Source organism: Nonomuraea sp. NPDC051298 (genome assembly GCF_055586305.1).
In genome coordinates this window covers 184,112-205,171 of sequence record NZ_JBVJIM010000015.1, presented here as the reverse complement: position 1 = coordinate 205,171, position 21,060 = coordinate 184,112, and the positions used below count along the sequence as shown (strand labels likewise).

The following is a 21,060-nucleotide window of genomic DNA, read 5'->3' as shown; positions in this document are numbered from 1 at the left end:
GCTGCGGCACGAGTCTTCCGCGCACCCCTGGCGAGGGCCGAGCCCTCGCCAGGGGTGTCGTCGCCCAGCGTTGTAGCTCAGTTGGAGAAGAGCGCGCTGTGCAGGTCGACGGGGTTGGCGGCGTCGTCGGTGGACACGCCGTACACGGCCGTGAAGGCGTTGCCGACCGAGACGAGTCCGGTGTAGTCACCGAGCAGGCGTCCCGCGCTGGTCAGCGGAACCTTCCGGGTGTCGAACGGCCCTTCGACGTGCTGTTCGCGCCATGACCCCGGCTGCGTGCAGTTGCTCGCGCAGGTGATCGCCCACAGGTCGGTGGGCAGGGTGGCCGGGTCGGGCGTGTTGTTGCGGAAGTCGTAGTACGTGATCGCCACGGTGCCCGACTTGGACGCGGCGATCACCGGCACGGCGGCCGAGCCGGTGGGCGTCTTGTCCACGCGTACCGGGCTGGACCAGGTCTTGCCGCCGTCCGCCGAGCGCGAGTAGGCGACGTGGAAGGTGCCGTCGGCGTCCTGGCTCGGCCAGACGGCGTTGACCACCTGGGAGTCGGGCTGCGCGGCCAGCAGCGGCAGGGCGGCGTTGCGTACCGGGTCACCCGAGTTGTCCGGGTCCGGGATGCGGGGGCCCACCGCCATCGGGGCCGGGACGTTCAGCGTCGGCTGCGACCAGGTGCGGCCGCCGTCGGTCGACCGGATGACCTGGGTGGAGGCTTCGGTGCTGGTCTCGTGGTGCATGACGATCAGCAGCGTCCCGTCCGGGAGCGTCACCAGTTGGGTGCCGATGACGCCGCTGTTGGTGGGCACGTCGTACACCTTGCTCGTGGTCCACGTACGGCCGTCGTCGGTCGACTTCGCCAGGTAGACCGGCTGGACCCAGTTCTCCGTGGTCTCGGTCGACTGGTTGTCGATGCGGTCCCACACGGCGTAGACCACGCCGGGACGGTAGGGGTCGGCCGTCACCGAGGGGCGGTCGTTGAAGAACTGAGGGTTGTCGTCCCGTCCCAGGGTGACCGGCTTGTCCCAGGTCCGGCCACCGTCAGCGGATCGGGACACCAGGATGGCCGTCACGTCACCGGCCCGGGACATCGACAGCGACGCGGCCACCGCCGCGCCCGACGGCGTGACCGTGACCCAGTGGTCGGTCGCGACGTCGTAGTCTCCGCCGTTGGCGGACGAGCCGCCGTTGCACCGGGAGAAGGCGGGCACGTTCTTGGACGGCTTCCAGGTCTGGCCGTAGTCGTCCGACACGGCGACGCCTGTGCCGTTGCTGCCGTACCGGCTCCAGCGGTCCTGCTGGAAAACGGTGACAAGGCGCTGCGGGCGCTTCGGGTCGCGCGCCACCATGGGCAGGACTTCGGTGTTCGGGTTGAGGGTGTAGCCCTCGGCCGGGGGAAGTCCACAGTCCGGGGACAGCGGGCTGACACCCGAGACCGGCCGTACGATGGCGGATCCGGGGGTCGCGGTGTCGTCCGCGGCGGCGGGCTGCGCGACGGTGCAGGCGAGCAAGATGGCCGCTGGAACTAACAGCGTCTTGGAGCGTCGGATCACGAGCTCTTCCTCATCTTCGTCGTGGTTACGGGACGTCACCGCCTCGCAGAGGGCAGCACAGAACCCCCCAGAAGTCGGCAAACGCCGCAGGAAGATTACAGCGGCAAGATCAGATCCGTCTGCCCCTTGATCGTAAACACCGACGAAACCCCGTCCGACCTGCGCTTTCACTCTGCCCGCGACGCTGACCGCCCCTTCGACGAGGCCGCCGCCACGCAGTCAGCGCAAGCCCGCCACGACCCCCGCCCCCGTCACTCCGGCAGCGCGTAGGCCCCGGCGGCGATGTCCTCGAAGAGCGTCGGGCCCGTCGGCGTCCAGCCGAGCGACTCCTGCGTACGCGCGCTCGACGCGGTGATGTCCGTGCCGAAGAAGCGTCCGATCCAGCCGAAGTGGGCCTCGGCCTCCTCCGGCGCGACCGGTACCGTCGGCAGCCCCAGGTGGCCGCCGATGGCGGCGGCGATGTCGCGGGACAGGAGGCCGCCCTCGGCCACCGCGTGCACCCGCGAACCCGCCGGGGCCTTCTCCAGCGCGAGCCGGACCAGCCGCCCGGCGTCCGAACGGTGCACGGCGGCCCAGCGGGTCGAGCCCTCGCCGAGGTACCCGGCCGCGCCGCGCTCCTTCGCGATCCTGGTCAGCACCGCGACGAAGCCGTGGTCGCCCATTCCGTGCACGATCGGGAAGCGCAGCGCCACCGGATGCACGCCGCGGTCGGCGTACTCCAGGGCCAGGGTCTCGCTGCCGCCGCGCATCGAGTCGGCGCCGTGGTGCGGCGACGGGTCGTCCTCGGTCATCGGCCGCCCGGTGACGCCCGAGGCCAGCCCGGACGCGAGCAGGAAGGGCCGGCCGCTCCCCTCGACGGCGTCGAGCATCCGCTGGACGGCGGCCCGCTCGCTGCGGCCCGCGCCGGCGTAGTCGGAGAAGTCGTGCTTGAAGGCGAGATGAACGACGGCCTCTGCGGCTGCCGCGGCCGAGGCCAGGCTGTCGAGGTCGTCGAGGTCGCCCCGGTGGGCGACCGCGCCCTTGGCCGTGATGGCGGCGGCCGCCTCGTCGGAACGGGCGAGGCCGACGACCTGGTGGCCGTGGGCGAGGAGTTCGTCGGTGACGGCCGAGCCGATCCAGCCGGAGGCACCGGTGATGAAAACGCGCATGGCGAAGCTTCCTTCCAAAGCCATGTCAGTGACTGACATCAACGGTAGCATTGGATGTCAGCCACTGTCATCACTAGAATTCCGGGCATGGGCCGATGGGAGCCGGACGCAAAAGGACGGATGATCCGCGCCGCGATGGAGCTTTTCGCCGAGCGCGGGTTCGACGAGACCACCGCCGGCGACATCGCCGAGCGCGCGGGGGTGACCGAGCGCACCTTCTTCCGGCACTTCACCGACAAGCGCGAGGTGCTCTTCGACGGCTCCAAGATCATGGAGCGGACGGCCCACGACGCGATCCTGGCCGCACCGGCCGATCATTCACCGCTCGACGCGGCGCTGGCCGGGGTGGTCGCGGGCGCCGGTCCGCTGGAGGATCGGCGCGACCACGCCGTACGCCGCTCCTCCATCGTCGCGGCCCACCCGAGCCTGCGGGAGCGCGAGTTGCTCAAGCTCGCGGCGCTGGCCGGCGCGATGACCGAGGCGCTGCGCGCGCGGGGGGTCGCCGAACTCGACGCCGGCCTCGCCGCCCACAGCGCGGTGGCGGTCTTCCAGGTCGCGTTCGTGCGCTGGGTCTCGGCGGACGAGCCGCCCGCCATCGCCGCCTGCATCGCGGAGGCCGCGGCGGCACTGCGCGCCCTGAAATAGGGCCGCAGGTCGTTCGGGTGAGCCTTCGGTCAGGTGACGGGAGGAGTGTTCCAGGGCTGTTGTCCGGCCGGTGAGTGCGGCGGGCCGGGCGCGGGCGGCGGCACGGGCGCGGGCCGCCGGGTCAGGAGCAGTACGAGTCCGCTGACGGCGGCCGCGATCAACGCCACGACCAGCGGAAGCACCGTGATGAGGTATCCCATCCGCCACGTCAGCGCGGTCGTCAGCACTTCGTTGACGAGCGGGCCGAGAACCAGGGACAGGACGCCGAGACCCGCCAGGGTCGCGACCACCGCGCCCCGGTGGCGGCCCGCCCGCCGCGCGAACACCACCGTCGCCCCCACCACGCCGCCGGCGCCGAGCCCGCTCAGCACCCGGCCGGCCCCGAAGAATCCGGCGTCGGGGGCGAGCGCGTCCAACAGCACACCGACGATCAACACGGCGATGGCCGTCAGGCCCACCGTCGTCAGGAAGCGTCCGCCGAGGCCGGCGCCCAGCGCCCCACCGGCCGCCGCGCCGACCACGAAGGTGACGAGAACCGTGAGCAGGACGGTCTGGCTGGACAGACCGAGGTCCATCCGCAGGGAGCCCCAGGTCCTGGGCCCCAAGGGCATCGTCAGCAGGTACAGACCCGTGAGCGCGGCGATGCCTGGGCCGACCAGCGCCCAGACCGGTCGTTCCCCGCCCGGCAGAGCGGCGGTTTGTCGTGGTTGACCATCATGCATGGGGATCAGTTTGCATCGGTGTTGACTGTCCCGTCCATCCGTCGTCAGCCCGCCGGACGCTCGCCGGGCACGTCGGCCCAGCCCACGTCCGTCCCTGCGAACGCCGTCGGATTACCGCCTTCCCTCTGATTGTTGGACCTCTGCCAGAGTCTCGGCTCCAGCGCCTCGGTCCATGGGCGCGAACGTCGCCGCCGCGGTCAACCCGGGTGGCGTCCTGGGTGGTGTTCAGGAAGTGACGCGAAAACCCGACACGGAGTTCTCGGAGTTCGTACGGCGGCGCGGGAAACATCACCTGCGCACCGCCGTGCTGCTCACGGGTGACTGGCACAGCGCGGAGGACCTGGTCCAGAGCTGCCTGCTGAAGCTCTACCGCGTGTGGCCCAGGCTGGACACCGGCACCGACCCCGACGCCTACCTGCGCAGGATCCTGGTCAACACGCACCGGTCGTGGTGGCAGGTGCGCTGGCGGCGCGAGGTGCCGATCGCGAGCGCGCCCGACGTGCCGGACGAACAGGACGATCGCGCGGTGGCGATCGCCCTGCGCGCCGCGCTGCGCCGGCTGCCCGCACGCCAGCGGCTGGCGCTGGTGCTGCGCTACTTCGAGGACCTGCCGGAAGCGCAGGTCGCCGAGCTGATGGGCTGCTCGGTCGGGAGCGTGAAGACGCACGCGCATCGCGGCATCCGCCGGTTGCGGGAGCTGCTCCCCGACGTCAACGAACTGCCGGCGCCGGCACGTGGGAAACGGTGAGGTGAGACGAATGGACAGAACAGAAGAGCAGATCGTACGCGCGCTGCTGGCACGGGCCAGCGCCGACCTTCCCCCCGAGCCCGACCTCATGGCCAAGGTCAAGAGAGGCAGGCGGCCGATCCTCGTCCCGGCCCTGGTCTCGGGACTGGCCGCGATGGTGGTGGCGGTCACGCTGGTGACCTCGCAGTTCGTCACGGCGCCGTCGGCGCAGGCGGCCGTGGCGGCGGCGGCGGAGCGTACCGCGACCGAGAGCTTCCGCAGCCACGTGGTGACGACGCAGGAGATCCCGGACGGCCGGCCGTACGAACGGGTCGTCGACGGCTTCTTCGACCCGGCCACCCGGTACGGCCACGCCCAGGTGCGCGAGCCGGCCTACGAGGTGATCTTCATCGGCGACACGGTCTACCGCCGGCTCCCGGCCGACCTGCCGGAACAGATCCTGGCCGGGATCCCGGAGGGCAAGCGGTGGGTGGCCACCGAAAAGGTGGAGGATCGGGGGCCGGTGCACGCCCTGGCCAAGCAGGGCTTCCCGGACCCGGCCGCCGCGTTGCGGCAGCTCGAGGCGGCCGACAAGGTGGTGGAGACGGGCCAGGGGCGCTACACGTTCGAGCTGCCCGTCGCCGAGGAGCTGGGCCAGGCGCTGACGGGCACGGTGGAGGTCGACGAGGAGGGCCGCGTACGCAGGCTGGAGATCGTCGCGGGGCCCGCGCGTACGATCCTGGAGTTCCGCGACCACGGCGTACGGGAGCCGGAACGCGCGGCTCCCCCGGAAGCGGAGGTGCAGCGCCTGGGCGAGGCGATCAGGCCCGCGCAAAGGGCGACAGAGCCCGCCGCGCAGGGGTCCCCCGCTTGACTCTCACATCCATGTGAGGGATTAGCGTGACCGCCCCAGGGCCGCTCGATCGAGCGGCCCTGATCCCTCTTCGACGCGGGAGAAGGTCATGGCTGACAAGAAGGACGCCGTGGTGGCGATGATCGGGACGAACCCTCGGGGCGCGGCCCTGGCCCGCGCCCTCGCGGCGGCGGGGCGGAACGTCATGGCCTGGGACGAGGCCGGTCCCGAGACCGGGGCGCCGCAGGTCACGGCAGGGACAGCTTCGCCGGCCTGATCGAGCTGATCCGGGAGCGGGCCCAACCCGGCTGACCGGCCGCGCCCGGCGGGGCTATCGTCCTTGGCCATGACCGAGTCCGCCTATCTGCACTCCACCCGCGTGGCCTACGACACCGTCGCCGCAGACTACGCCGAGCTTCTCCGGGACGAGCTCGACACCAAGCCTTTCGACCGCGCCATGCTGGCGGCGTTCGCCGAACTCGTGCGGGCGCCGGGCGCCGGGGAGGTCGCCGACCTCGGCTGCGGCCCCGGCCGCGTCACCGCCCATCTGCGTTCGCTCGGCGTGCCCGCCTTCGGCATCGACCTGTCGCCTGAGATGGTCGCCGTCGCCCGCAGGAGCCATCCGGACCTGCGGTTCGAGGTGGGCTCGATGACCGGTTTGGAGCTGGCGGACGGGGCCGTCGGCGGCGCGGTCGCCTGGTACTCGACCGTGCACACCCCTCCGGAGCTGTTGCCGACGGTGTTCGCCGAGATCCATCGGGTGCTGGCGCCCGGCGGTCATCTGCTGCTGGCGTTCAAGGTCGGTGACCAACGGCGCCATCTCGACCGGGGCTACGGCCACGAGCTGTCACTCGACGTCTACTGGAATCCCCCCGAGCAGATCGCCGAGCTGCTGGGCAAGGCCGGACTCGTCATGGACGCCCAACTGATCCGCGAGCCCGACGAGAGCGAGCGGCCCCGCTCGGGCCGGCAGGCGTTCTTCCTGGCCCACAAGCCCGCCGAGTCCTGACCGCGCGGTCTCATCCCCCGAGCCGAGGCCCGTACGTACCCGAGGTACGCACGGGCCCGGCCGGCTACTCGCGGGCCAGTGCCGTGGCGAGCCGCGACCTCCCGGCGACGGTCGCGGGGACGGCCGAGGAGACGACGGCCAGCACGACCGCCGCGCCCCCTGCGGCCAACGCCCCGGCGACCGCCACGCCCGGCAGCCCGCCCGCCAGCGCGGCCGCTCCCGCGAGCCCGGCGACGGCCCCCGCCAGCCCGCCGAGCAGCCCGATGCCCGCGCCCTCCGACAGCACCAGGCGCAGCACCGTACGGGCCCGCCAGCCGGTGGCGCGCAGGGTGGCCAGCTCCGCGTCCCGCTCGCGTACGCCCAGGTAGAGGACGTCGGCCACGGCCAGCGCGCCGAGCGCGAACATGATCGCGATCGCCACGTAGTCCGCGGGCCTGGCCTGGACCACGATCGCGTCGCCGAGCAGGGAGCCGATGACCCGGCCGTGGAAGCCGTAGGTGACCGCGAGCAGCACGGTGAGCGCGAACACGCACACCATGAGCGTGCTCGCGCCGAGCAGCGTCCGGCCCGGCACCCTGACCAGTTGCGCGAGGGCCAGCCCCGTGACGCCGCGCGGGGAGGCGGCCCGGCGCGGTGGCCGGGCCCCTGCGCGCACCGCCGCCATGGGAGGTACGGCCGAGGCCCGCCAGGCCGGCACCGCCCCCGCCGCGAGCGCCAGCACCAGCGCGGCGGGCACGGCCAGCAGCGCGCGGGGCAGCGACACCTCCAGCCCGGACCACGAGGACAGCGGGACGGCGAGTGCGGCCGACAGCAGCCCGGCGACCAGCCCGACCGCGCCCACCTCCCACAAAACTGACCCGAACACCCGCCTCCTGCTCCACCCGAGACAGGACAGCACGCCCAGCTCCGAGCGCCGGGTGCGGACCATGGCCGAGGCGGCGTTCAGCACGAACATCGCGCACACGGCCAGGATCAGCACGAACAGGACGACGGACTTGCGGTCGGCCTCGTCCAGGATGCGGTACGCGGCGCCCTTGCCCACCCAGCCCTCCTGGAGGGTGAGCGCCGGGCGGCCGTGCGAGCCGGCGGGCAGCGCGACCGTGACCGGTGTGGGGGAGGCGCCCATCGTGATGTCCACCTCCAGGCCGGTGGCGGCCACGATCTCGCGGGCGACCTGCGCGATGCGTTCCCTGCTGACCGGGTCGGGCCCGGTCACACCGGCCACCCGGACCCTGACCACGCTCAGCGGCGCCCGGGCGAGGTCGCCGTCGCGGTCCCGCCGCACGATCTTGTCCAGGCCGCCGAGGTCGGTCAGCAGGAGCGGCGGCGCCTGCAGGTAGCCGGCCACGTTGTCGGTGGGCAGCAGGTCCTTCCCGCCCAGCAGCTCGCCGGTACGCCCGTCCGCCGCGGTCACGGCCGGCGGATGGTACGTCTCCATCGGCACCTGCGCCAGCTCGGAGAAGCCGGGCAGCCGCGTGGCGTCGAACCGTCCCATGAGCTTGAACATCAGCGGGCCGCCGAGCCCGTCCTCGCCGCTCAGGCCGGTGGCCAGCCGGTGCACGGTCAGCTCGCGGAACTGGGCGTCGGCCGCGCCGACGGGAGCGCCGCCCGGCCATTCGTCGTCCTGCCAGACCTTCGGGTCGTTGGTCACCTGCTTGGGGATCAGGGCCCCGTTCGCGTCGCGTTCGTAGGTGACGGGACCCGCGGTCCAGTAGCGGGTGAGCGGCGCGAACACGCCCGACTGGAGCCCGCTGCCCTGGTTGGTCCAGGTGTCGAGGAGGTCCTCGTAGAACGCCTGCGGCTGCACGGTCACTTTCTTCACCGGTGTGCCCCGCTGCCCTTCCAGGTAGTCGCGTACCTTGGCGGCGGACGCGCCGTCCGCGACCAGCTCGGCCGCGGCGGCGGGCAGCCGGTTGACGACGACCTCCTCGCGCTGGTCCATGAGCGGCCGGGTGGTGGCCAGCAGCGGCACGTCCCACTTGGTCAGCCCGGCCCCGGTCCCGGTCCCGAAGTACGAGCCCGACACCACGGCCTGGTCCAGGCCCGCGAGCCGGGCCTCGGCCACCGGGTCGACGGCGGCGAGCAGGAGCGGGAAGTCCTGGGTGAGGTCCACCACGGCCTCGCCCTTCTTGGCGCCGCCCTTGCCCCACGGCAGGGGCGCCCCCTCTCCTCTGCCGTCGCGGGTGGACCAGGCGTCGGCGGTCGGGCCGGGGTGGGCGGTGTTGTCGGCGGGGTCGTCTTTATCGCGCCAGGTGAGCGAGTCGCCCAGGGTGACCTCCTTGCCGGAGGGCAGGCGTTCCGTGGTGAGGTCGAGCCTCTCGCCGCCGTCCTCCATGGTGAAGGTCAGGGGGCGGCGGGTGACGTACTGGTAGTGGGGCGCGCCCTCGATCCTGGTGAGGCCGCGGTCGGCCACCCGGGTACGGTCCACGCGCAGCATCGTCCGCTCGCCGTCGGCCAGCGTCTCGGTGACCGGCACCTGTACGGTTCCGCTGCCGGTGAAGTAGCCGACCATGCCGATCGGCGCGGCCACCTCGATGCCGTCGAGCCGTTCGACCGCGGCGAGCTGGTCGAGCGTGATGCCGCCGTGGATGCCGGACAGGTAGTTGGCCCTGACCAGGCCGGTCGAGCGTTCGATGGCGGTGGTCGAGCCCTTGGGCCGGACGAGGATGTCGTACTGGGCCCGGTAGTTGTCCTTGACCGTGCCGGTGATCTCCAGACGCTGCGTCTCGGCGGTGCCGGTCAGCACGCTGAACCCGGTCGCGGCCACCACGATGCCGAGCAGCAGCACCAGGGCGCGCCCCGCGCGGTGCCTGAGCTGGGCGCGGACGAGCCGGATCATCCGAGCCTGCCGATGCGGTCGAGCACGTCGGAGGCGGGTGCCACGACGTCGTCGCCCACCACCCGGCCGTCGGCGAGCCGTACCAGCCGGCCGCAGGTGGCGGCCAGCTCGGGGTTGTGGGTGGCGATGAGCATGGTCATGCCGTAGCGCTCGCGCAGGCCGAACAGCAGGTCCACGATCTCCTGGCCGGTGGCGCTGTCGAGGTTGCCGGTGGGCTCGTCGGCCAGCAGCAGCGGCGGCCGGGCGATCAGCGCGCGGGCGATGGCCACCCGCTGCTGCTGGCCCCCGGAGAGCTGTGACGGGAGCGCGCGTTCCCGGCCCGCCAGCCCGACCGCCTCCAGCAGCTCACGCCCGCGCGCCTGCCGGTCGAAGCCCACCCGGTACGGCAGCACCGGCGCCAGCACGTTGTCCAGCACGCTGAGCGCGGGCAGCAGGTGGAAGCGCTGGAACACGAACCCGGTCCGCCGGCGGTGCGTGTCGAGGCCGCGGCGCGGTAAGGGCGTGCCGTCGACGACGATCTCCCCGGAGTCGGGCAGGTCCATGCCCCCGACGAGTTGCAGCAGGGTGGACTTGCCCGCGCCGGAATGTCCCATCAGCGCGGTCGCGCCGCCCGCGGCGAACTCCAGGCTCACGTCGTCGAGCGCCTTGGCCGTCCCGTGGACACGGCTCACGCCCCGAAGGGTGATTGCTACTCCCATGCCCCCCTACATTGTCACAATGTAGAAGCGATCTCTACCGATACATTGCGACAATCTAGGAAACCGGGAAATGATCTGACAATGCCGCTCAGTCACGCCGTCCTCGCCCTGCTCGCCGACGGCCCCAGCCACGGGTACGAGCTGAAGAGCCGCTTCGAGGCGGCCATCGGCCCCCAGTGGGGCGGGCTCAACATCGGCCACCTCTACCAGATCCTCGATCGCCTGGTCAGGGACGGGCACGTGGTCCGCAGCCACGTCGCCCAGCAGGACCGGCCGGACAAGACGCTCTACCAGCTCACCCGGGCCGGCGCGACGGAGCTGACCGGGTGGGCCACCGCGCCGCACGTGCGTACGGGCGGTTTCAGGGACGAGCTGTTCCTCAAGCTGCTGGCCGCCACCCGGCTGGGGCGCGACACGCTGGACGCGTTCACGGCGGCGCAGCGGCAGGCGTACCTGTCGGACCTGGCCGGGCTGGCCGCGCTGCGGCGGCAGGCCGAGCCCGACCCGCTGGTGGGGCTGCTGATGGACGCGGCCGTCGCGCACCTCAAGGCGGACCTCCAGGTCGTCGAGAGCGCCGAACGCCGCCTCGCCGCGATCGCGGAAGAGGCCGTGGCGCCGTCGGTGGCGCCGGAGGCCACCGAGCCGGGCACGGACCAGGAGCGGACCGGCTGACCCGGGCGGGCCGCCGCTCGGGGAGCGCCGGGCGGCGGCGTTGACCTGCGACGGGGGCGGGCCTCACCCCTCGGCGCGGGGCGCGCCGCGGATCACGACCAGAGCCAGGAGGGCGAGGACGGCGCCGATCCAGAGCACGCTCGCGGTGCCGATGCCGTCGACGGCGAGACCGCCGGCGAACGCGCCGAACGCGATGGCCAGGTTGAACGTGGAGACGTACAGCGAGGAGGCCGCCTCACCGGCGTCGGGCGCGGCGTCGAGGATCCAGGTCTGGAACGTGACCGGCACCGCGCCGTAGCCCAGACCCCACAGCACCAGGACGGCGCCCGCGGTGACGGCGCTGTCGCCGACGAGCGCGAAGAGCACCATGGCGGCGGGGAGCACTACGGCGATGCCCGCGACGGTCCGCCGTAGCCGCCTGGCGACGAGCGCCCCGGCGATGAAGTTGCCGCAGATGCCGGCGACGCCGAAGGCCAGCAGCAGCACGCCGATCAGGCCGTCGCCGACGCCGTCGTCCTGGAGGATCGGCCGGACGAACGTGTAGGCCAGGAAGTGACCGGTGATCACGAGGAAGGTGACGGCGATCCCGGCGCGTACGCCCGCGTTGCCCCTGAAGACCCTCGGCAGGTCCGCGAACGTGATGCCCCGCTCCGCAGGCACCTTCGGCATCAGGAAGAGCATGCAGGCCAGCGAGGTCAGCCCGAGAATCCCCACGACGGCGAACGCGGTGCGCCAGCCGCTGAGGTCACCGATGAACGTCCCCGTGGGCACCCCCAGGACGGACGCGGTCTCGACGCCGCCGAAGATGACCGCGGTGGCGCGCGGGACGTGCTGCTCCGGCACCAGCCGCAGCGCTATGCCGCCCGCGATGGACCAGAAGCCGCCGACGCTGACGCCGATCAGGAACCGGGCGACCAGGACGACGGCGAAGCCGGTCGCGAAGGCGGAGGCCAGGTTCGCCGCGCCCATCAGGCCGATCAGCAGCGCCAGCACGACGCGCCGGTCGACCCGGCCGGTGGCCACGGTGACCAGCGGCGCGGTGACGGCCGCGACCAGGCCGGGCACGGTCACCATGAGCCCGGCGGTGCCTTCGGAGACGTCCAGGTCGGAGCCGACCGGGGTGAGCAGGCCCACGGGCAGCAGTTCGGAGGTCATCAGGGAGAAGATGCCCAGGGTCACCGCGAGGACGGCGAGCCAGCCCTTGACCGGCGAACGGCCCGCGCCCGCGGGCACCGGTCTCTCGACGGTGGTCACGCGCCGGGCGTCTTGCGGGTGGTGACGTTCATCCGGTTCCACGCGTTGGCGGTGAAGACGAGCGCGATGAGCTGGGCCAGTTCCTTGTCCTCGAAGTGCCGCGCGGCCTCGTCGTAGACGTGGTCCGGCACGCCCTGAGGCAGCAGGGTGACGGCCTCGGCCAGCGCCAGGGCGGCCCGCTCCCGCTCGGTGAACAGGCTCGACTCCTCCCAGGCGGAGAGCTGGTAGACGCGTTCCTCCGTCTCCCCGGCCTTGCGGGCGTCGGTGGTGTGGTAGTCGATGCAGTAGGCACAGCGGTTCACCTGGGCGATCCGGATCTGCACCAGCTCCAGCAGGACGGGGTCGAGCCCCTCCCTGGCGGCGGCGTCAAGAGACAGGACGGCCTTGAAGACCTTGGGGGCGACAGTGGCGAAGTTCATGCGCTGAGGCACCTGGAACGTTGTCATGCCCCGACCCTAGAAACCGAAGCGACCCAGGATATGGTGCATTCCGATGGCAGAAATCTGGGTCAATCCCCCGGAGCCCGACGCCGCGCGAGCCGAGCCCGGCCGGGCCGCAGGGGCGGATCTCCACCTGGAGCTGTCCGGCGAGGGAAGCCTGCGGAGTCAGCTCATGCACGCGCTGCGCGAGGCCATCCGCTCCGGCCGGCTCGCCCCCGGCACCCGGCTGCCGCCCTACCGCACCCTCGCGCAGGATCTGGGCATCGCCCGCAACACCGCCGCCGACGCCTACGCCGAACTCGTCGAGGAGGGCTGGCTCTCGGCTCGCCAGGGCTCCGGCACCCGGGTCGCCCGGCGGGCCACCCCGCTCACTCCTGACCGGTCGCGCCGCCCGCAGCGCCCGGCCCGCCGCCGTGTCCAGCACGACCTGATGCCCAGTTCCCCCGACGCGGCCACGTTCCCACGGGCCGCCTGGCTCACCTCCGCGCGCCGGGCCGTCGCCGCGGCTCCCAACGACGCCTTCGGCGTGGGCGACCCGCGCGGCAGGGCGGAGCTTCGCGAGACGCTCGCGGAGTACCTGGCCCGCGCCAGGGGCGTGCGTGCCGAGCCGGACCGGATCGTGATCTGCTCCGGGTTCGCGCATGGGCTGACGCTGCTGGGTGACGTGCTCGACGGGCCGGTCGCGGTGGAGTCGTACGGGCTGGAGTTCCACCGGGGTCTGCTGGAGGAGGCGGGCCTGCGTACGGTTCCGCTGACGGTCGACTCCCGCGGGGCCAGGATCGACGAGTTGCCGGGCACCGGCGCCGAGGCCGTCCTGCTCACGCCCGCGCACCAGTTCCCCACCGGCGGCCCGCTGCACCCGGAGCGCCGCGCGGCGGTCGTCGACTGGGCCCGTTCGCGCGGCGGACTGCTGGTCGAGGACGACTACGACGGCGAGTTCCGCTACGACCGGCAGCCGGTCGGCGCGGTGCAGGGCCTCGACCCCGACCGGGTCGTCTACCTCGGCTCCACCAGCAAGAGCCTGTCTCCGGCGCTGCGGCTGGGCTGGATGGTGCTGCCGGGGCGGCTCGTCGACGACATCGTCGCCGCCAAGGGGCCGAGGGAGCTGTGGTCGGGCGTGCTCGACCAGCTCACCCTGGCCGACTTCATCGCCCGCGGCGCCTACGACCGGCACCTGCGCCGCATGCGGCAGCACTACCGGCGTCGCCGTGACCTGCTGGTGGGCACGCTGGCCCAGCGCGCCCCGCACATCGAGGTCAGCGGCATCGCGGCGGGGCTGCACGCCGTGCTCGAACTGCCGGAGCACACCGAGGACGCCACCCTGCGCGCGGCCAGGAGACAGGGGCTGGCCCTCGACGGGCTGCGCCCCTACCGCCACCCCGACAGTACGATGCCGCCGCGCGACGGCCTCGTCATCGGCTACGGCACGCCACCGGACCACGCCTTCGCCGCGGCGCTGGACGCGTTGTGCCTGGCCCTGCCCGACCGGCCGGAGCACGACGGCTGACGCGGCCCCGCGCGGATCGCCTGTCGAATTGAAATCATTTGGGCGAAAAGTCGCGATGAACCGCGATGTCACCGAGCCGACCACGTACGATCATGTGCGCGAAGCCCCAGCGTCTTCTCCCACAGAGAGCCCGATGATGAGCAACGATCGCTCCGACCTCGCCGCGAAGTTCAAGCCCGAGATCCCGCACGCCGCCCGGATCTGGAACTACTGGATGGGCGGCAAGGACAACTTCGCGGCCGACCGCGCCGCGGGCGACGCCGTGGCGAAGGTCTACCCGGAGATCGTCCAGATGGCCGTGCAGTCGCGCCGGTTCCTCACGCGGGCGGTGCGCCACCTCACCGCCGAGGCCGGGATCTCCCAGTTCCTCGACATCGGCACGGGCCTGCCCACGATGCAGAACACCCACGAGGTCGCCCAGTCGATCGACCCGTCCGCGCGCATCGTCTACGTCGACAACGACCCGCTGGTGCTCGTGCACGCCCGCGCGCTGCTCAAGAACACCTCGCCCGAGGGCGTCACCGCCTACGTCGACGGCGACTACCACGATCCCGAGCGGATCGTCGCGGAGGCCCGCAAGGTCCTCGACTTCACCAAGCCGATCGCCGTGATGTTCATGGGCGTGCTCGGCTACGTGGAGGAGATGGGGGTGATGCGCTCGATCATCGACCGGGTCGTGCGGACCGTGCCGTCAGGCAGTTACCTGGTGCTGTGGGACGGTACGGCGACGGGCGAGGCGGTCTCCGAGGGCAGCGACAAGCTGGCCGAGACCGGGGCGGTCCCGTACTATCTGCGCTCGCTGGAAGAGCTGACCAGTTGCTTCGAGGGGCTGAGCCTGGTGGGGCCGGGACTGGCGCCGATCAGCCGGTGGGGGCTGGCGGGCGACGAGGAGGCGCCGTTCATCGACGCGTACGGGGGCGTGGCCCGCAAGCCGTGACCACGCCGCGCGGATGGACGCCGCGCAAGTCGGCACGGCGCGAATTTACATCGAGCGGATAAACACCCGGGAAACATCGCTCCTGGTGTCATGACTCCTCACCGGCCACAGAGGAGATCATGATGAGCAACGAGAGATCCGCAGAAGGCATGCGTCGCCGGCGGTTCCTGAAGCAGGCGGGCCTGGCCGCCGCGGCGGGCGCGGCGCTGCCCCTGCTCGACGTCGGCGGCGCGGGCGCCCTCGCCGCCGCTGAGCCCACTACTGGGCCCACCACTGGACCCACCGCCGACCCAGACCAGTTGTTCAAGGACGGCCGCTTCAAGGAGGCCGAACTCGGCTACCGCCGCCGGTTGCGCGACAACGCCGACGACGCGCACGCCGCGGGGCAGATCGGGTACATCGCGCTGCTGTCCAACCGGTTCGCGGACGCCGAGCGGTTCCTGACGAAGGCCGCCGAGCTGAAGCCCGACGACCAGTTCGTCCTCTACCAACTGGCGGACTGCTACGTACGTCAGGACCGGCTGACGGAGGCCGTGCCGTGGCTGCGCAGGCGCGGCACCGCCACCGACCTCGCCCACGCCACCCTGTACGAGCGCATCGAGGGCAAGCCCTGGCAGGTGCACGGGCCGCAGACCACCCGGATCCCGTTCCTCGGGCTCGACCCCCTGCCGCACATGGAGATCTCGATCAACGGGACGGCCCCGAAGATCTTCCAGCTCGACACCGGCGGCACCACGGCCGGCCTGACCATGGAGCTGGCCCGCGAGGCCGGTCTGAAGGTGGTGTCCACCAGCACGGGCAGCGCGGACGGGCAACTGTTCACCATGTACTACGGCATTGCCGAGTCGGTCCGCATCGGCGACATCGAGGTGCGCAACGCGCCCGTCCACTGGAACGAGGCCATCCGGCCGCCCCTGCCCGACGGCTCCCAGGCGCAGGGCACGATCGGGACCGTGCACTTCTACCATTTCCTGACCACCATGGACTACGGCCACAAGCAGTTCGTGCTGCGCCGCAAGACCGAGGACAACCTCCGCCGATTCCGCGCCGAGGCCCGGCGCGTGCCCGGCGACGTGCTGCCGTTGTGGCTGGCGAAGGACCATTTCCCGCTCACCCTGGGCAGCCTCAACGACTACGGCCCCAGGGTCGCCACCTTCGACACCGGCGGACCCGGCCGCGGCATGGGCACCTCGCTGGCGATGGCAGAGCGGGCCGGGATCCAGCTCGGCGCGCCCGAGGAGATCAACGGCAAGGTGCGCTACGCCATCTACCCCGAGCGGATCAGCCTCGGCAAGGCGACGAGGCGGCGCGTCAAAGGATGGGCGGAGGAGAACCCCCGCGTCGACGACAACATGGGGTTCGACACCATCGCCAACTTCACGCACGACTTCTTCAAACCGTTCGCCATCACCTTCGACTACGCCAACATGAACCTGTACATCACCGGCGACTCCATGACCCCCGACGCCGCCCGATGAAATGACGTCCTTTTGAGTTCTCCCCGCGACTTTACGGAACGGGAGGGAAAAGCCGGAGACCGTTGGCAAAGGCGTGGCACCGCGCGATGAACCCATGTCCCGACCAGGGTACGTAAGTCGGGACTGGCCCTTGTCGGCAGGAGACATGCGATGTACCTCGACCTCACGGAGAACTCGATCACCGAGGCGGTGCAGCGGACTTTCGACGGCGCGCAGGATGAGCGTTTCAAGGAGTTGTTCGTCCACCTGGTGCGGCATCTGCACGACTTCACCCGCGAGGTTCGGCTGACCGGCGACGAATGGTTCACGGCGCTCGACTTCCTGCGGCGGGTGGGCGACATCACCAGTCCGACGCGGCAGGAGTTCGTGCTGCTGTCCGACATTCTCGGCCTGAGCGTCCTCGTCGACCTGATCAACCACGAGGACGGGCCGTCGGTGACGGACTCGACGCTGCTCGGCCCCTTCTACGTCGAAGGCCGGCCGACGGCGGCGAACGGGTCGGACATCTCCGGCGAGGCCGAGGGGACCCCGCTGTTCGTGAACGGCAGGGTGCTCGACACGGAGGGAAATCCCGTGGCCGGGGCCAGGGTGGACACCTGGCACAGCGACGGGAACGGCCTCTACGACGTGCAGATGCAGGAGAAGCTGCACCACCACCTCGCCATGCGCGCCCTGCTGATCGCCGACGACGAGGGGCGGTTCTGGTATCGCTCGGTGGCCCCGCGCTACTACCCGGTCCCCACGGACGGGCCGTGCGGGGAGATCCTGCGGGCCGCGAACCGTTCCCCGATGCGCCCCGAGCACCTGCACTTCTGGCTGCACGCCGACGGCTTCGAGCCGCTGATCACCATGCTGGTCCGCAGCGACGACCCCTACCTGGAGCGCGACGCGGTCTTCGGGGTCAAACGGTCTCTCGTGGTGGACTTCGTGCACCACCAGGCGGGCGAGACCGCCCCCGACGGCACCCGCGTGGACGAGCCGTTCCAGACCGTGGAGTGGACGTTCGCGCTGGCCCGCAAGGAGAGCTGAGGATGACGCCCGGCCTGCTCGACCGCGCGAGCTGCTCGGCGACGAGCGACTGCTGGAAGTACTGATGATCATCAATCGGTGGAGCGGGCTAAGGACGGCGAGCATGCGCGCGCTACGCTTCGAGCGGTTCGGCGGCCCCGAGGTGCTGTCCGTCGGCGAGGTCGCGGACCCGGTCGCCGCCGACGGCGTCGCGGTGGTCGCCGTGCGGGCGGCCTCGGTCAACCCCTCTGACGTGATGAACGTCTCGGGCAGGATGGAGGACACCACGTTGCCGCGCGTTCCCGGCCGCGACTTCGCCGGGGTCGTACTCGACGGACCCGACGAGTGGCTCGGCGCCGAGGTGTGGGGCACCGGGGGCGACCTCGGCTTCACCCTCGACGGCTCGCACGCGCAACGCCTGGCCCTGCCGGTCGGCGCGCTGGCCCGCAAACCCGAGGTACTCGACTTCGCCGAGGCGGCGACCGTCGGCGTGAACTTCGTGGTCGGCTGGCTCGGCGCGATCGAGACCGCCGGGCTCGCCGCGGGCGAGACCATCGCCGTCTTCGGCGTCTCAGGGGGCGTGGGCGGGGCCGTCGCGCAGATCGCCCGCTCCGTCGGCGCCGCGCGCGTCCTGGGCGTCGACCGCCACGCCCCGGCCGACGACACCCCGGCGGCCGGACTCGTCGACGAGTTCGTGCGCTTCGGCGACGACACCGACGTCGCCGCCGAACTGCGCCGTCTCACCGGCGGCCGGGGCGCCGACGTCGTCTACGACGCGGTCGGCGGCGTCACCACGCCCGCAGCGCTGGCGTCGCTCGCCCAGCGTGGCCGCCTGGTCGTCATCAGCGCCGGTGGCACCGCCACCGTCGAGATCGACCTCACCGGCTTCTACCACCGCGAGGCGCGGATGCTGGGCGCGGACAGCAGGAAACTGGACGCCACCGCCTCCGCCGAGTACCTCGACCGGATCACCCCTCACTTCGAGAGCGGCGAGTTCCGGCCGCTGCCGATCAGGCAGACCTTCGACCTCGACCACGGCCAGGACGCCTACCGCGCCGTGGCGGAGCGGAAGGTACGCGGCAGGGTCGTCATCGAACCCTGACGCCGCGGGGAACGCGGGAGCCCGCCCCCGCGGCGGTCGGCCGAAGGAGCGGGCGGGGAGGGGCGGTGCGGTGCGTTATCGCTGCTCGACGACGCGGAACCGCAGGGTGTCGGTGAACTGGCGACCGTAGGAGTCGGTCGCGGTCACCACCGCGCGGTGCTCGCCCTCGGACAGGCCGGCGGGCAGCTCGAACCGCCACAGGTGCATCGCCCGGTCCGCGACGCTGCCGCCGTTGACGAGCTGCTGCGCCACGGCGTGCGGGTCGGACCACTCGGGGCCGACGCGCTGCGCCTCACCGCGCAGCTCCTGGGTACGGACCGCCGGACGCGCCCGCTCGCCGTCGATCTTCACCTTGACGGTGGAGCCGGTGGCGCCCATCCAGAAGTTGGTGGTGAGCCAGGTGCGCCCGGCCAGGTCGGCGCGGGTCACCACGTTCGGGTCGCCCAGTTCCGGCGCCGCGCCCTCGCGGGTCTTGTTCCACGCCTGCCGGTCGACGTACCACTGGCGGTAGGTGGGGCTGTTGACGCCGAGCTGCGTCTGCACCCGGTCGCTCTCGCCGGTCACCGTGTACCGCTCCTTGAACGAGCTGCCCTTGACGTCGAGGGTGAGCACGCCGGGACGGCCGCCGTCACGCCCGACCGCGACGGGGTAGCCGTCCTCGGTGATCGCGCCGGAGTACCAGTCGCCCGCGATCGCGCCCGCCGTGATGTGCGGGAAGGGCAGCCGGTCGACGCCGAAGACGTCCTGCCAGCCCTTGACGCGGTCGCCGGTCCTCATGTTCTCGATCGAGTGGCTGTGCCCGGCGACGGCGACGGCCTTGCGGCCCTTGAGCAGGTCGTACACCTGGCCGACCTGGTCCACCTGGTGGATCGGGCTGCTCTCGTCGGCGAAGTTCAGCAGCCCGATGTGGCTGGCGACCACCACGAGCTTGTCGCGGTCGACCTTGGCCAGGTCGCGCTCCAGCCAGGCGAGCTGGTGCTCGTCGAGCCGGCCGTTGTAGGCCGGACGGTTCGCCGGGTCGGCGCACTGCGGACGCCGCCCGTCGGCGTTGTCGACGTCGGGGGTGCACGGGTAGCGCACGGTGTTCAGCGCGACGACGTGCACGTTGCCGACGTCGTACGAGTAGTACGCGGGCGCGAGCTGGGCGCGGAAGGTGTCGAAGGAGTGCTCGGCGGTCTCGGCGTCGAAGTCGAGGTCGTGGTTGCCGGGCAGGAACCTGGCCGGCCCGTTGGTCAGGCCGGTGAGCCCCTTCACGTCGGGGTAGAGCGACAGGTCGTCGCCGACGACGTCACCGATGAACAGGGTGCCGCAGCCCTGGTAGTCGTTCCGCTTCGACAGGTCGCCGATCGCTCCCTTGCGGGCGTACTCGACCTCCTCCTTGTCGTACGTCTGCAGGTCGCCCGCGATCACGCAGTGCTGCTCCGACGACTGGGTGAGCGAGCTGCGCACGAGCGGGAAGTTCACCGCGGACGGGAGCGGCCCGGTCGGCGCGATGCCGCCGTAGCGCAGCGCGGGCGAGCCCTCGGGCAGGTGGTTGTAGTGGAACTGGGCGACGTTCGACTCGTCGACGGGCACTTGGTAGCCGGACGGCTGGGTGACGAAGACCGTCATGTTGTCGTGGACGGGCAGCCGGTAGCCCCCACGGGAGTCGGTGGTGACGACGTCGCGGCCGTTCGACACCAGGACACCGCCGAGCCCGCGCTCGTTCCTGTCGCTCGCGCTGTCGCGGTCGTCGTCGACGAACACCCTGCCGGTCAGAACGGCGGGGTCGGCCGCGCCGTCCTGGGCGCGGACGACCTCGACGCGGCCGCGGTAGGCGGTCTCGTTCCAGGTCCTGCCCGTCGCCGAGGTCGCCGAGGTGGTCGAGGTCGCCTGGGCGGCCGTGGCGGGGACGATGGTCACGGCCGAGCTGACGACCGCGAGGGCTGCCAGGGCCAAGGGGACACGGGGCTTGTTGCGGTCTCGGGATGAGGCACTCAACATGCGCACTGTTCTCCGATGCGTCGTCGGGGAAAGCGCCGGCCGTTCCTGGGCCGGCGGGGCGATCTTTTACGACGCTCCTGAACAGCGACCCGTGAGCGAGAGAACGCGCACCATATGGAGGCCGACTCGCAGATGAGATCTCACCGTGCGGAGCACCTCCGGTCAGGGCCGTGGTAAGGACGTTTCATGGCCGGGCGGCCCCTGGACCGCCCGGACGACGGTCATGACAGACGTCTCCGCCCGCCGTGCTCGACGGCGCGCAGGGTCCCGACGTCGAGGAGACATTGACGGGGGCTCCGTCGTCGTTGGCGGCGGGAAGCGCGCGTCCGGACGGGTCGAGCAGGTCGCTGGACAGCACCCAGGCGCCCGCGTGACCGGGAACGCTCCAGGAAGATCCGCGGGGAGCCGCCTCCTTCGCGGGGGAGGCTCAGGCTGTCCGCGTTCGCCCTCCCGAGCTCGAAGGGCGCGGTGATCAGCGGGGCGTGTTCACGCCA

The 21,060-nt window shown here is 71.9% G+C and carries 19 protein-coding genes; 11 read left to right on the top strand and 8 right to left on the bottom strand.

Features of this window, described 5'->3' with window-relative positions; all coding sequences use genetic code 11:
- Window positions 1-77: 77 nt before the first annotated feature.
- Together ACZ6S0_RS35465 and ACZ6S0_RS35460 are read right to left on the bottom strand one after the other, a co-directional pair.
- The gene (locus ACZ6S0_RS35465) at window positions 78-1,502 is read right to left on the bottom strand and encodes a sialidase family protein (RefSeq protein WP_465923697.1); all 1,425 of its coding nucleotides are present in this window, start codon (window positions 1,500-1,502) and stop codon (window positions 78-80) included.
- A 293-nt stretch (window positions 1,503-1,795) separates the two neighbouring features.
- A complete protein-coding gene (locus tag ACZ6S0_RS35460; RefSeq protein WP_465923696.1) occupies window positions 1,796-2,692 on the bottom strand; it encodes an NAD-dependent epimerase/dehydratase family protein in 897 nt (298 codons plus the stop codon).
- An 87-nt stretch (window positions 2,693-2,779) separates the two neighbouring features.
- On the opposite strand from ACZ6S0_RS35460, the gene ACZ6S0_RS35455 reads away from it, so the two are divergent.
- On the top strand, window positions 2,780-3,337 hold the full coding sequence (locus tag ACZ6S0_RS35455; RefSeq protein WP_465923695.1) for a TetR/AcrR family transcriptional regulator: 558 nt from the start codon (window positions 2,780-2,782) through the stop codon (window positions 3,335-3,337).
- A 29-nt stretch (window positions 3,338-3,366) separates the two neighbouring features.
- Here the strand turns inward: ACZ6S0_RS35455 and ACZ6S0_RS35450 are convergent, their stop codons facing one another.
- On the bottom strand, window positions 3,367-4,059 hold the full coding sequence (locus ACZ6S0_RS35450; RefSeq protein WP_465923694.1) for an MFS transporter: 693 nt from the start codon (window positions 4,057-4,059) through the stop codon (window positions 3,367-3,369).
- A gap of 232 nt (window positions 4,060-4,291) precedes the next feature.
- On the opposite strand from ACZ6S0_RS35450, the gene ACZ6S0_RS35445 reads away from it, so the two are divergent.
- The 4 genes from ACZ6S0_RS35445 to ACZ6S0_RS35430 all read left to right on the top strand — a co-directional run bounded on the left by ACZ6S0_RS35445 (window position 4,292) and on the right by ACZ6S0_RS35430 (window position 6,648).
- Window positions 4,292-4,807 carry a SigE family RNA polymerase sigma factor gene (locus ACZ6S0_RS35445; RefSeq protein WP_344876009.1) on the top strand — a complete coding sequence of 172 codons (516 nt, stop codon included), beginning with the start codon at window positions 4,292-4,294 and terminating at the stop codon, window positions 4,805-4,807.
- A 10-nt stretch (window positions 4,808-4,817) separates the two neighbouring features.
- Window positions 4,818-5,660 carry a hypothetical protein gene (locus tag ACZ6S0_RS35440; RefSeq protein ID WP_465923693.1) on the top strand — a complete coding sequence of 281 codons (843 nt, stop codon included), beginning with the start codon at window positions 4,818-4,820 and terminating at the stop codon, window positions 5,658-5,660.
- 88 nt (window positions 5,661-5,748) lie between these two features.
- Window positions 5,749-5,916: a hypothetical protein gene (locus ACZ6S0_RS35435; protein ID WP_465923692.1), complete on the top strand. Its 168-nt coding sequence runs from the start codon at window positions 5,749-5,751 to the stop codon at window positions 5,914-5,916.
- A 69-nt stretch (window positions 5,917-5,985) separates the two neighbouring features.
- On the top strand, window positions 5,986-6,648 hold the full coding sequence (locus ACZ6S0_RS35430) for a class I SAM-dependent DNA methyltransferase (RefSeq protein WP_465923691.1): 663 nt from the start codon (window positions 5,986-5,988) through the stop codon (window positions 6,646-6,648).
- A gap of 64 nt (window positions 6,649-6,712) precedes the next feature.
- On the opposite strand, the gene ACZ6S0_RS35425 is transcribed toward ACZ6S0_RS35430, so the two are convergent.
- Together ACZ6S0_RS35425 and ACZ6S0_RS35420 are read right to left on the bottom strand one after the other, a co-directional pair.
- Window positions 6,713-9,487 carry an FtsX-like permease family protein gene (locus ACZ6S0_RS35425; RefSeq protein WP_465923690.1) on the bottom strand — a complete coding sequence of 925 codons (2,775 nt, stop codon included), beginning with the start codon at window positions 9,485-9,487 and terminating at the stop codon, window positions 6,713-6,715.
- Window positions 9,484-10,158 (bottom strand): ABC transporter ATP-binding protein, encoded by a 675-nt coding sequence (locus ACZ6S0_RS35420; protein ID WP_465923689.1) that lies wholly within the window; start codon window positions 10,156-10,158, stop codon window positions 9,484-9,486. The genes ACZ6S0_RS35425 and ACZ6S0_RS35420 overlap by 4 nt, the downstream gene beginning before the upstream one ends.
- A gap of 108 nt (window positions 10,159-10,266) precedes the next feature.
- Between ACZ6S0_RS35420 and ACZ6S0_RS35415 the strand changes: the two genes are divergently transcribed.
- On the top strand, window positions 10,267-10,857 hold the full coding sequence (locus ACZ6S0_RS35415; RefSeq protein WP_465923688.1) for a PadR family transcriptional regulator: 591 nt from the start codon (window positions 10,267-10,269) through the stop codon (window positions 10,855-10,857).
- Between the two features lie 63 nt (window positions 10,858-10,920).
- Here ACZ6S0_RS35415 and ACZ6S0_RS35410 read toward each other — a convergent pair whose 3' ends face one another.
- Together ACZ6S0_RS35410 and ACZ6S0_RS35405 are read right to left on the bottom strand one after the other, a co-directional pair.
- Complete coding sequence (locus ACZ6S0_RS35410; RefSeq protein ID WP_465923687.1) at window positions 10,921-12,111, bottom strand: MFS transporter; 1,191 nt, start codon at window positions 12,109-12,111, stop codon at window positions 10,921-10,923.
- Window positions 12,108-12,557, bottom strand: a complete 450-nt coding sequence (locus ACZ6S0_RS35405) for a carboxymuconolactone decarboxylase family protein (RefSeq protein ID WP_465923686.1) — start codon at window positions 12,555-12,557, stop codon at window positions 12,108-12,110. Before ACZ6S0_RS35405 ends, ACZ6S0_RS35410 begins: the two co-directional genes overlap by 4 nt.
- 46 nt (window positions 12,558-12,603) lie before the next feature.
- Here ACZ6S0_RS35405 and pdxR point away from each other — a divergent pair, with 46 nt between their 5' ends.
- The 5 genes from pdxR (at window position 12,604) to ACZ6S0_RS35380 (ending at window position 18,583) form a co-directional block, all read left to right on the top strand.
- Window positions 12,604-14,058, top strand: coding sequence for a MocR-like pyridoxine biosynthesis transcription factor PdxR (gene pdxR / locus ACZ6S0_RS35400; protein ID WP_465923685.1), 1,455 nt, complete (start codon window positions 12,604-12,606; stop codon window positions 14,056-14,058).
- 133 nt (window positions 14,059-14,191) lie between these two features.
- Window positions 14,192-14,995, top strand: a complete 804-nt coding sequence (locus ACZ6S0_RS35395) for an SAM-dependent methyltransferase (protein WP_465923684.1) — start codon at window positions 14,192-14,194, stop codon at window positions 14,993-14,995.
- 122 nt (window positions 14,996-15,117) lie between these two features.
- A complete protein-coding gene (locus tag ACZ6S0_RS35390) occupies window positions 15,118-16,473 on the top strand; it encodes an aspartyl protease family protein (protein WP_465923683.1) in 1,356 nt (451 codons plus the stop codon).
- Between the two features lie 150 nt (window positions 16,474-16,623).
- Entirely contained in the window at window positions 16,624-17,502 is an 879-nt protein-coding gene (locus ACZ6S0_RS35385) for a dioxygenase family protein (RefSeq protein ID WP_465923682.1), read from the top strand.
- Between the two features lie 103 nt (window positions 17,503-17,605).
- Window positions 17,606-18,583 carry a quinone oxidoreductase family protein gene (locus ACZ6S0_RS35380; RefSeq protein WP_465923681.1) on the top strand — a complete coding sequence of 326 codons (978 nt, stop codon included), beginning with the start codon at window positions 17,606-17,608 and terminating at the stop codon, window positions 18,581-18,583.
- A gap of 75 nt (window positions 18,584-18,658) precedes the next feature.
- Here the strand turns inward: ACZ6S0_RS35380 and ACZ6S0_RS35375 are convergent, their stop codons facing one another.
- Window positions 18,659-20,566 (bottom strand): calcineurin-like phosphoesterase C-terminal domain-containing protein, encoded by a 1,908-nt coding sequence (locus ACZ6S0_RS35375; RefSeq protein WP_465923680.1) that lies wholly within the window; start codon window positions 20,564-20,566, stop codon window positions 18,659-18,661.
- Window positions 20,567-21,060 lie beyond the last annotated feature (494 nt).

Bases quoted from the DNA above. Each gene is read 5' to 3' on its own strand.
- ACZ6S0_RS35395 (WP_465923684.1), top strand. From the start codon at position 14,192: ATGATGAGCAACGATCGCTCCGACCTCGCCGCGAAGTTCAAGCCCGAG.
- ACZ6S0_RS35455 (WP_465923695.1), top strand. From the start codon at position 2,780: ATGGGCCGATGGGAGCCGGACGCAAAAGGACGGATGATCCGCGCCGCG.
- ACZ6S0_RS35385 (WP_465923682.1), top strand. From the start codon at position 16,624: ATGTACCTCGACCTCACGGAGAACTCGATCACCGAGGCGGTGCAGCGG.
- ACZ6S0_RS35405 (WP_465923686.1), bottom strand. From the start codon at position 12,557: ATGACAACGTTCCAGGTGCCTCAGCGCATGAACTTCGCCACTGTCGCC.
- pdxR (WP_465923685.1), top strand. From the start codon at position 12,604: ATGGCAGAAATCTGGGTCAATCCCCCGGAGCCCGACGCCGCGCGAGCC.
- ACZ6S0_RS35460 (WP_465923696.1), bottom strand. From the start codon at position 2,692: ATGCGCGTTTTCATCACCGGTGCCTCCGGCTGGATCGGCTCGGCCGTC.
- ACZ6S0_RS35375 (WP_465923680.1), bottom strand. From the start codon at position 20,566: ATGTTGAGTGCCTCATCCCGAGACCGCAACAAGCCCCGTGTCCCCTTG.
- ACZ6S0_RS35415 (WP_465923688.1), top strand. From the start codon at position 10,267: ATGCCGCTCAGTCACGCCGTCCTCGCCCTGCTCGCCGACGGCCCCAGC.
- ACZ6S0_RS35450 (WP_465923694.1), bottom strand. From the start codon at position 4,059: ATGCATGATGGTCAACCACGACAAACCGCCGCTCTGCCGGGCGGGGAA.
- ACZ6S0_RS35435 (WP_465923692.1), top strand. From the start codon at position 5,749: ATGGCTGACAAGAAGGACGCCGTGGTGGCGATGATCGGGACGAACCCT.
- ACZ6S0_RS35425 (WP_465923690.1), bottom strand. From the start codon at position 9,487: ATGATCCGGCTCGTCCGCGCCCAGCTCAGGCACCGCGCGGGGCGCGCC.
- ACZ6S0_RS35440 (WP_465923693.1), top strand. From the start codon at position 4,818: ATGGACAGAACAGAAGAGCAGATCGTACGCGCGCTGCTGGCACGGGCC.
- ACZ6S0_RS35380 (WP_465923681.1), top strand. From the start codon at position 17,606: ATGCGCGCGCTACGCTTCGAGCGGTTCGGCGGCCCCGAGGTGCTGTCC.
- ACZ6S0_RS35390 (WP_465923683.1), top strand. From the start codon at position 15,118: ATGAGCAACGAGAGATCCGCAGAAGGCATGCGTCGCCGGCGGTTCCTG.
- ACZ6S0_RS35430 (WP_465923691.1), top strand. From the start codon at position 5,986: ATGACCGAGTCCGCCTATCTGCACTCCACCCGCGTGGCCTACGACACC.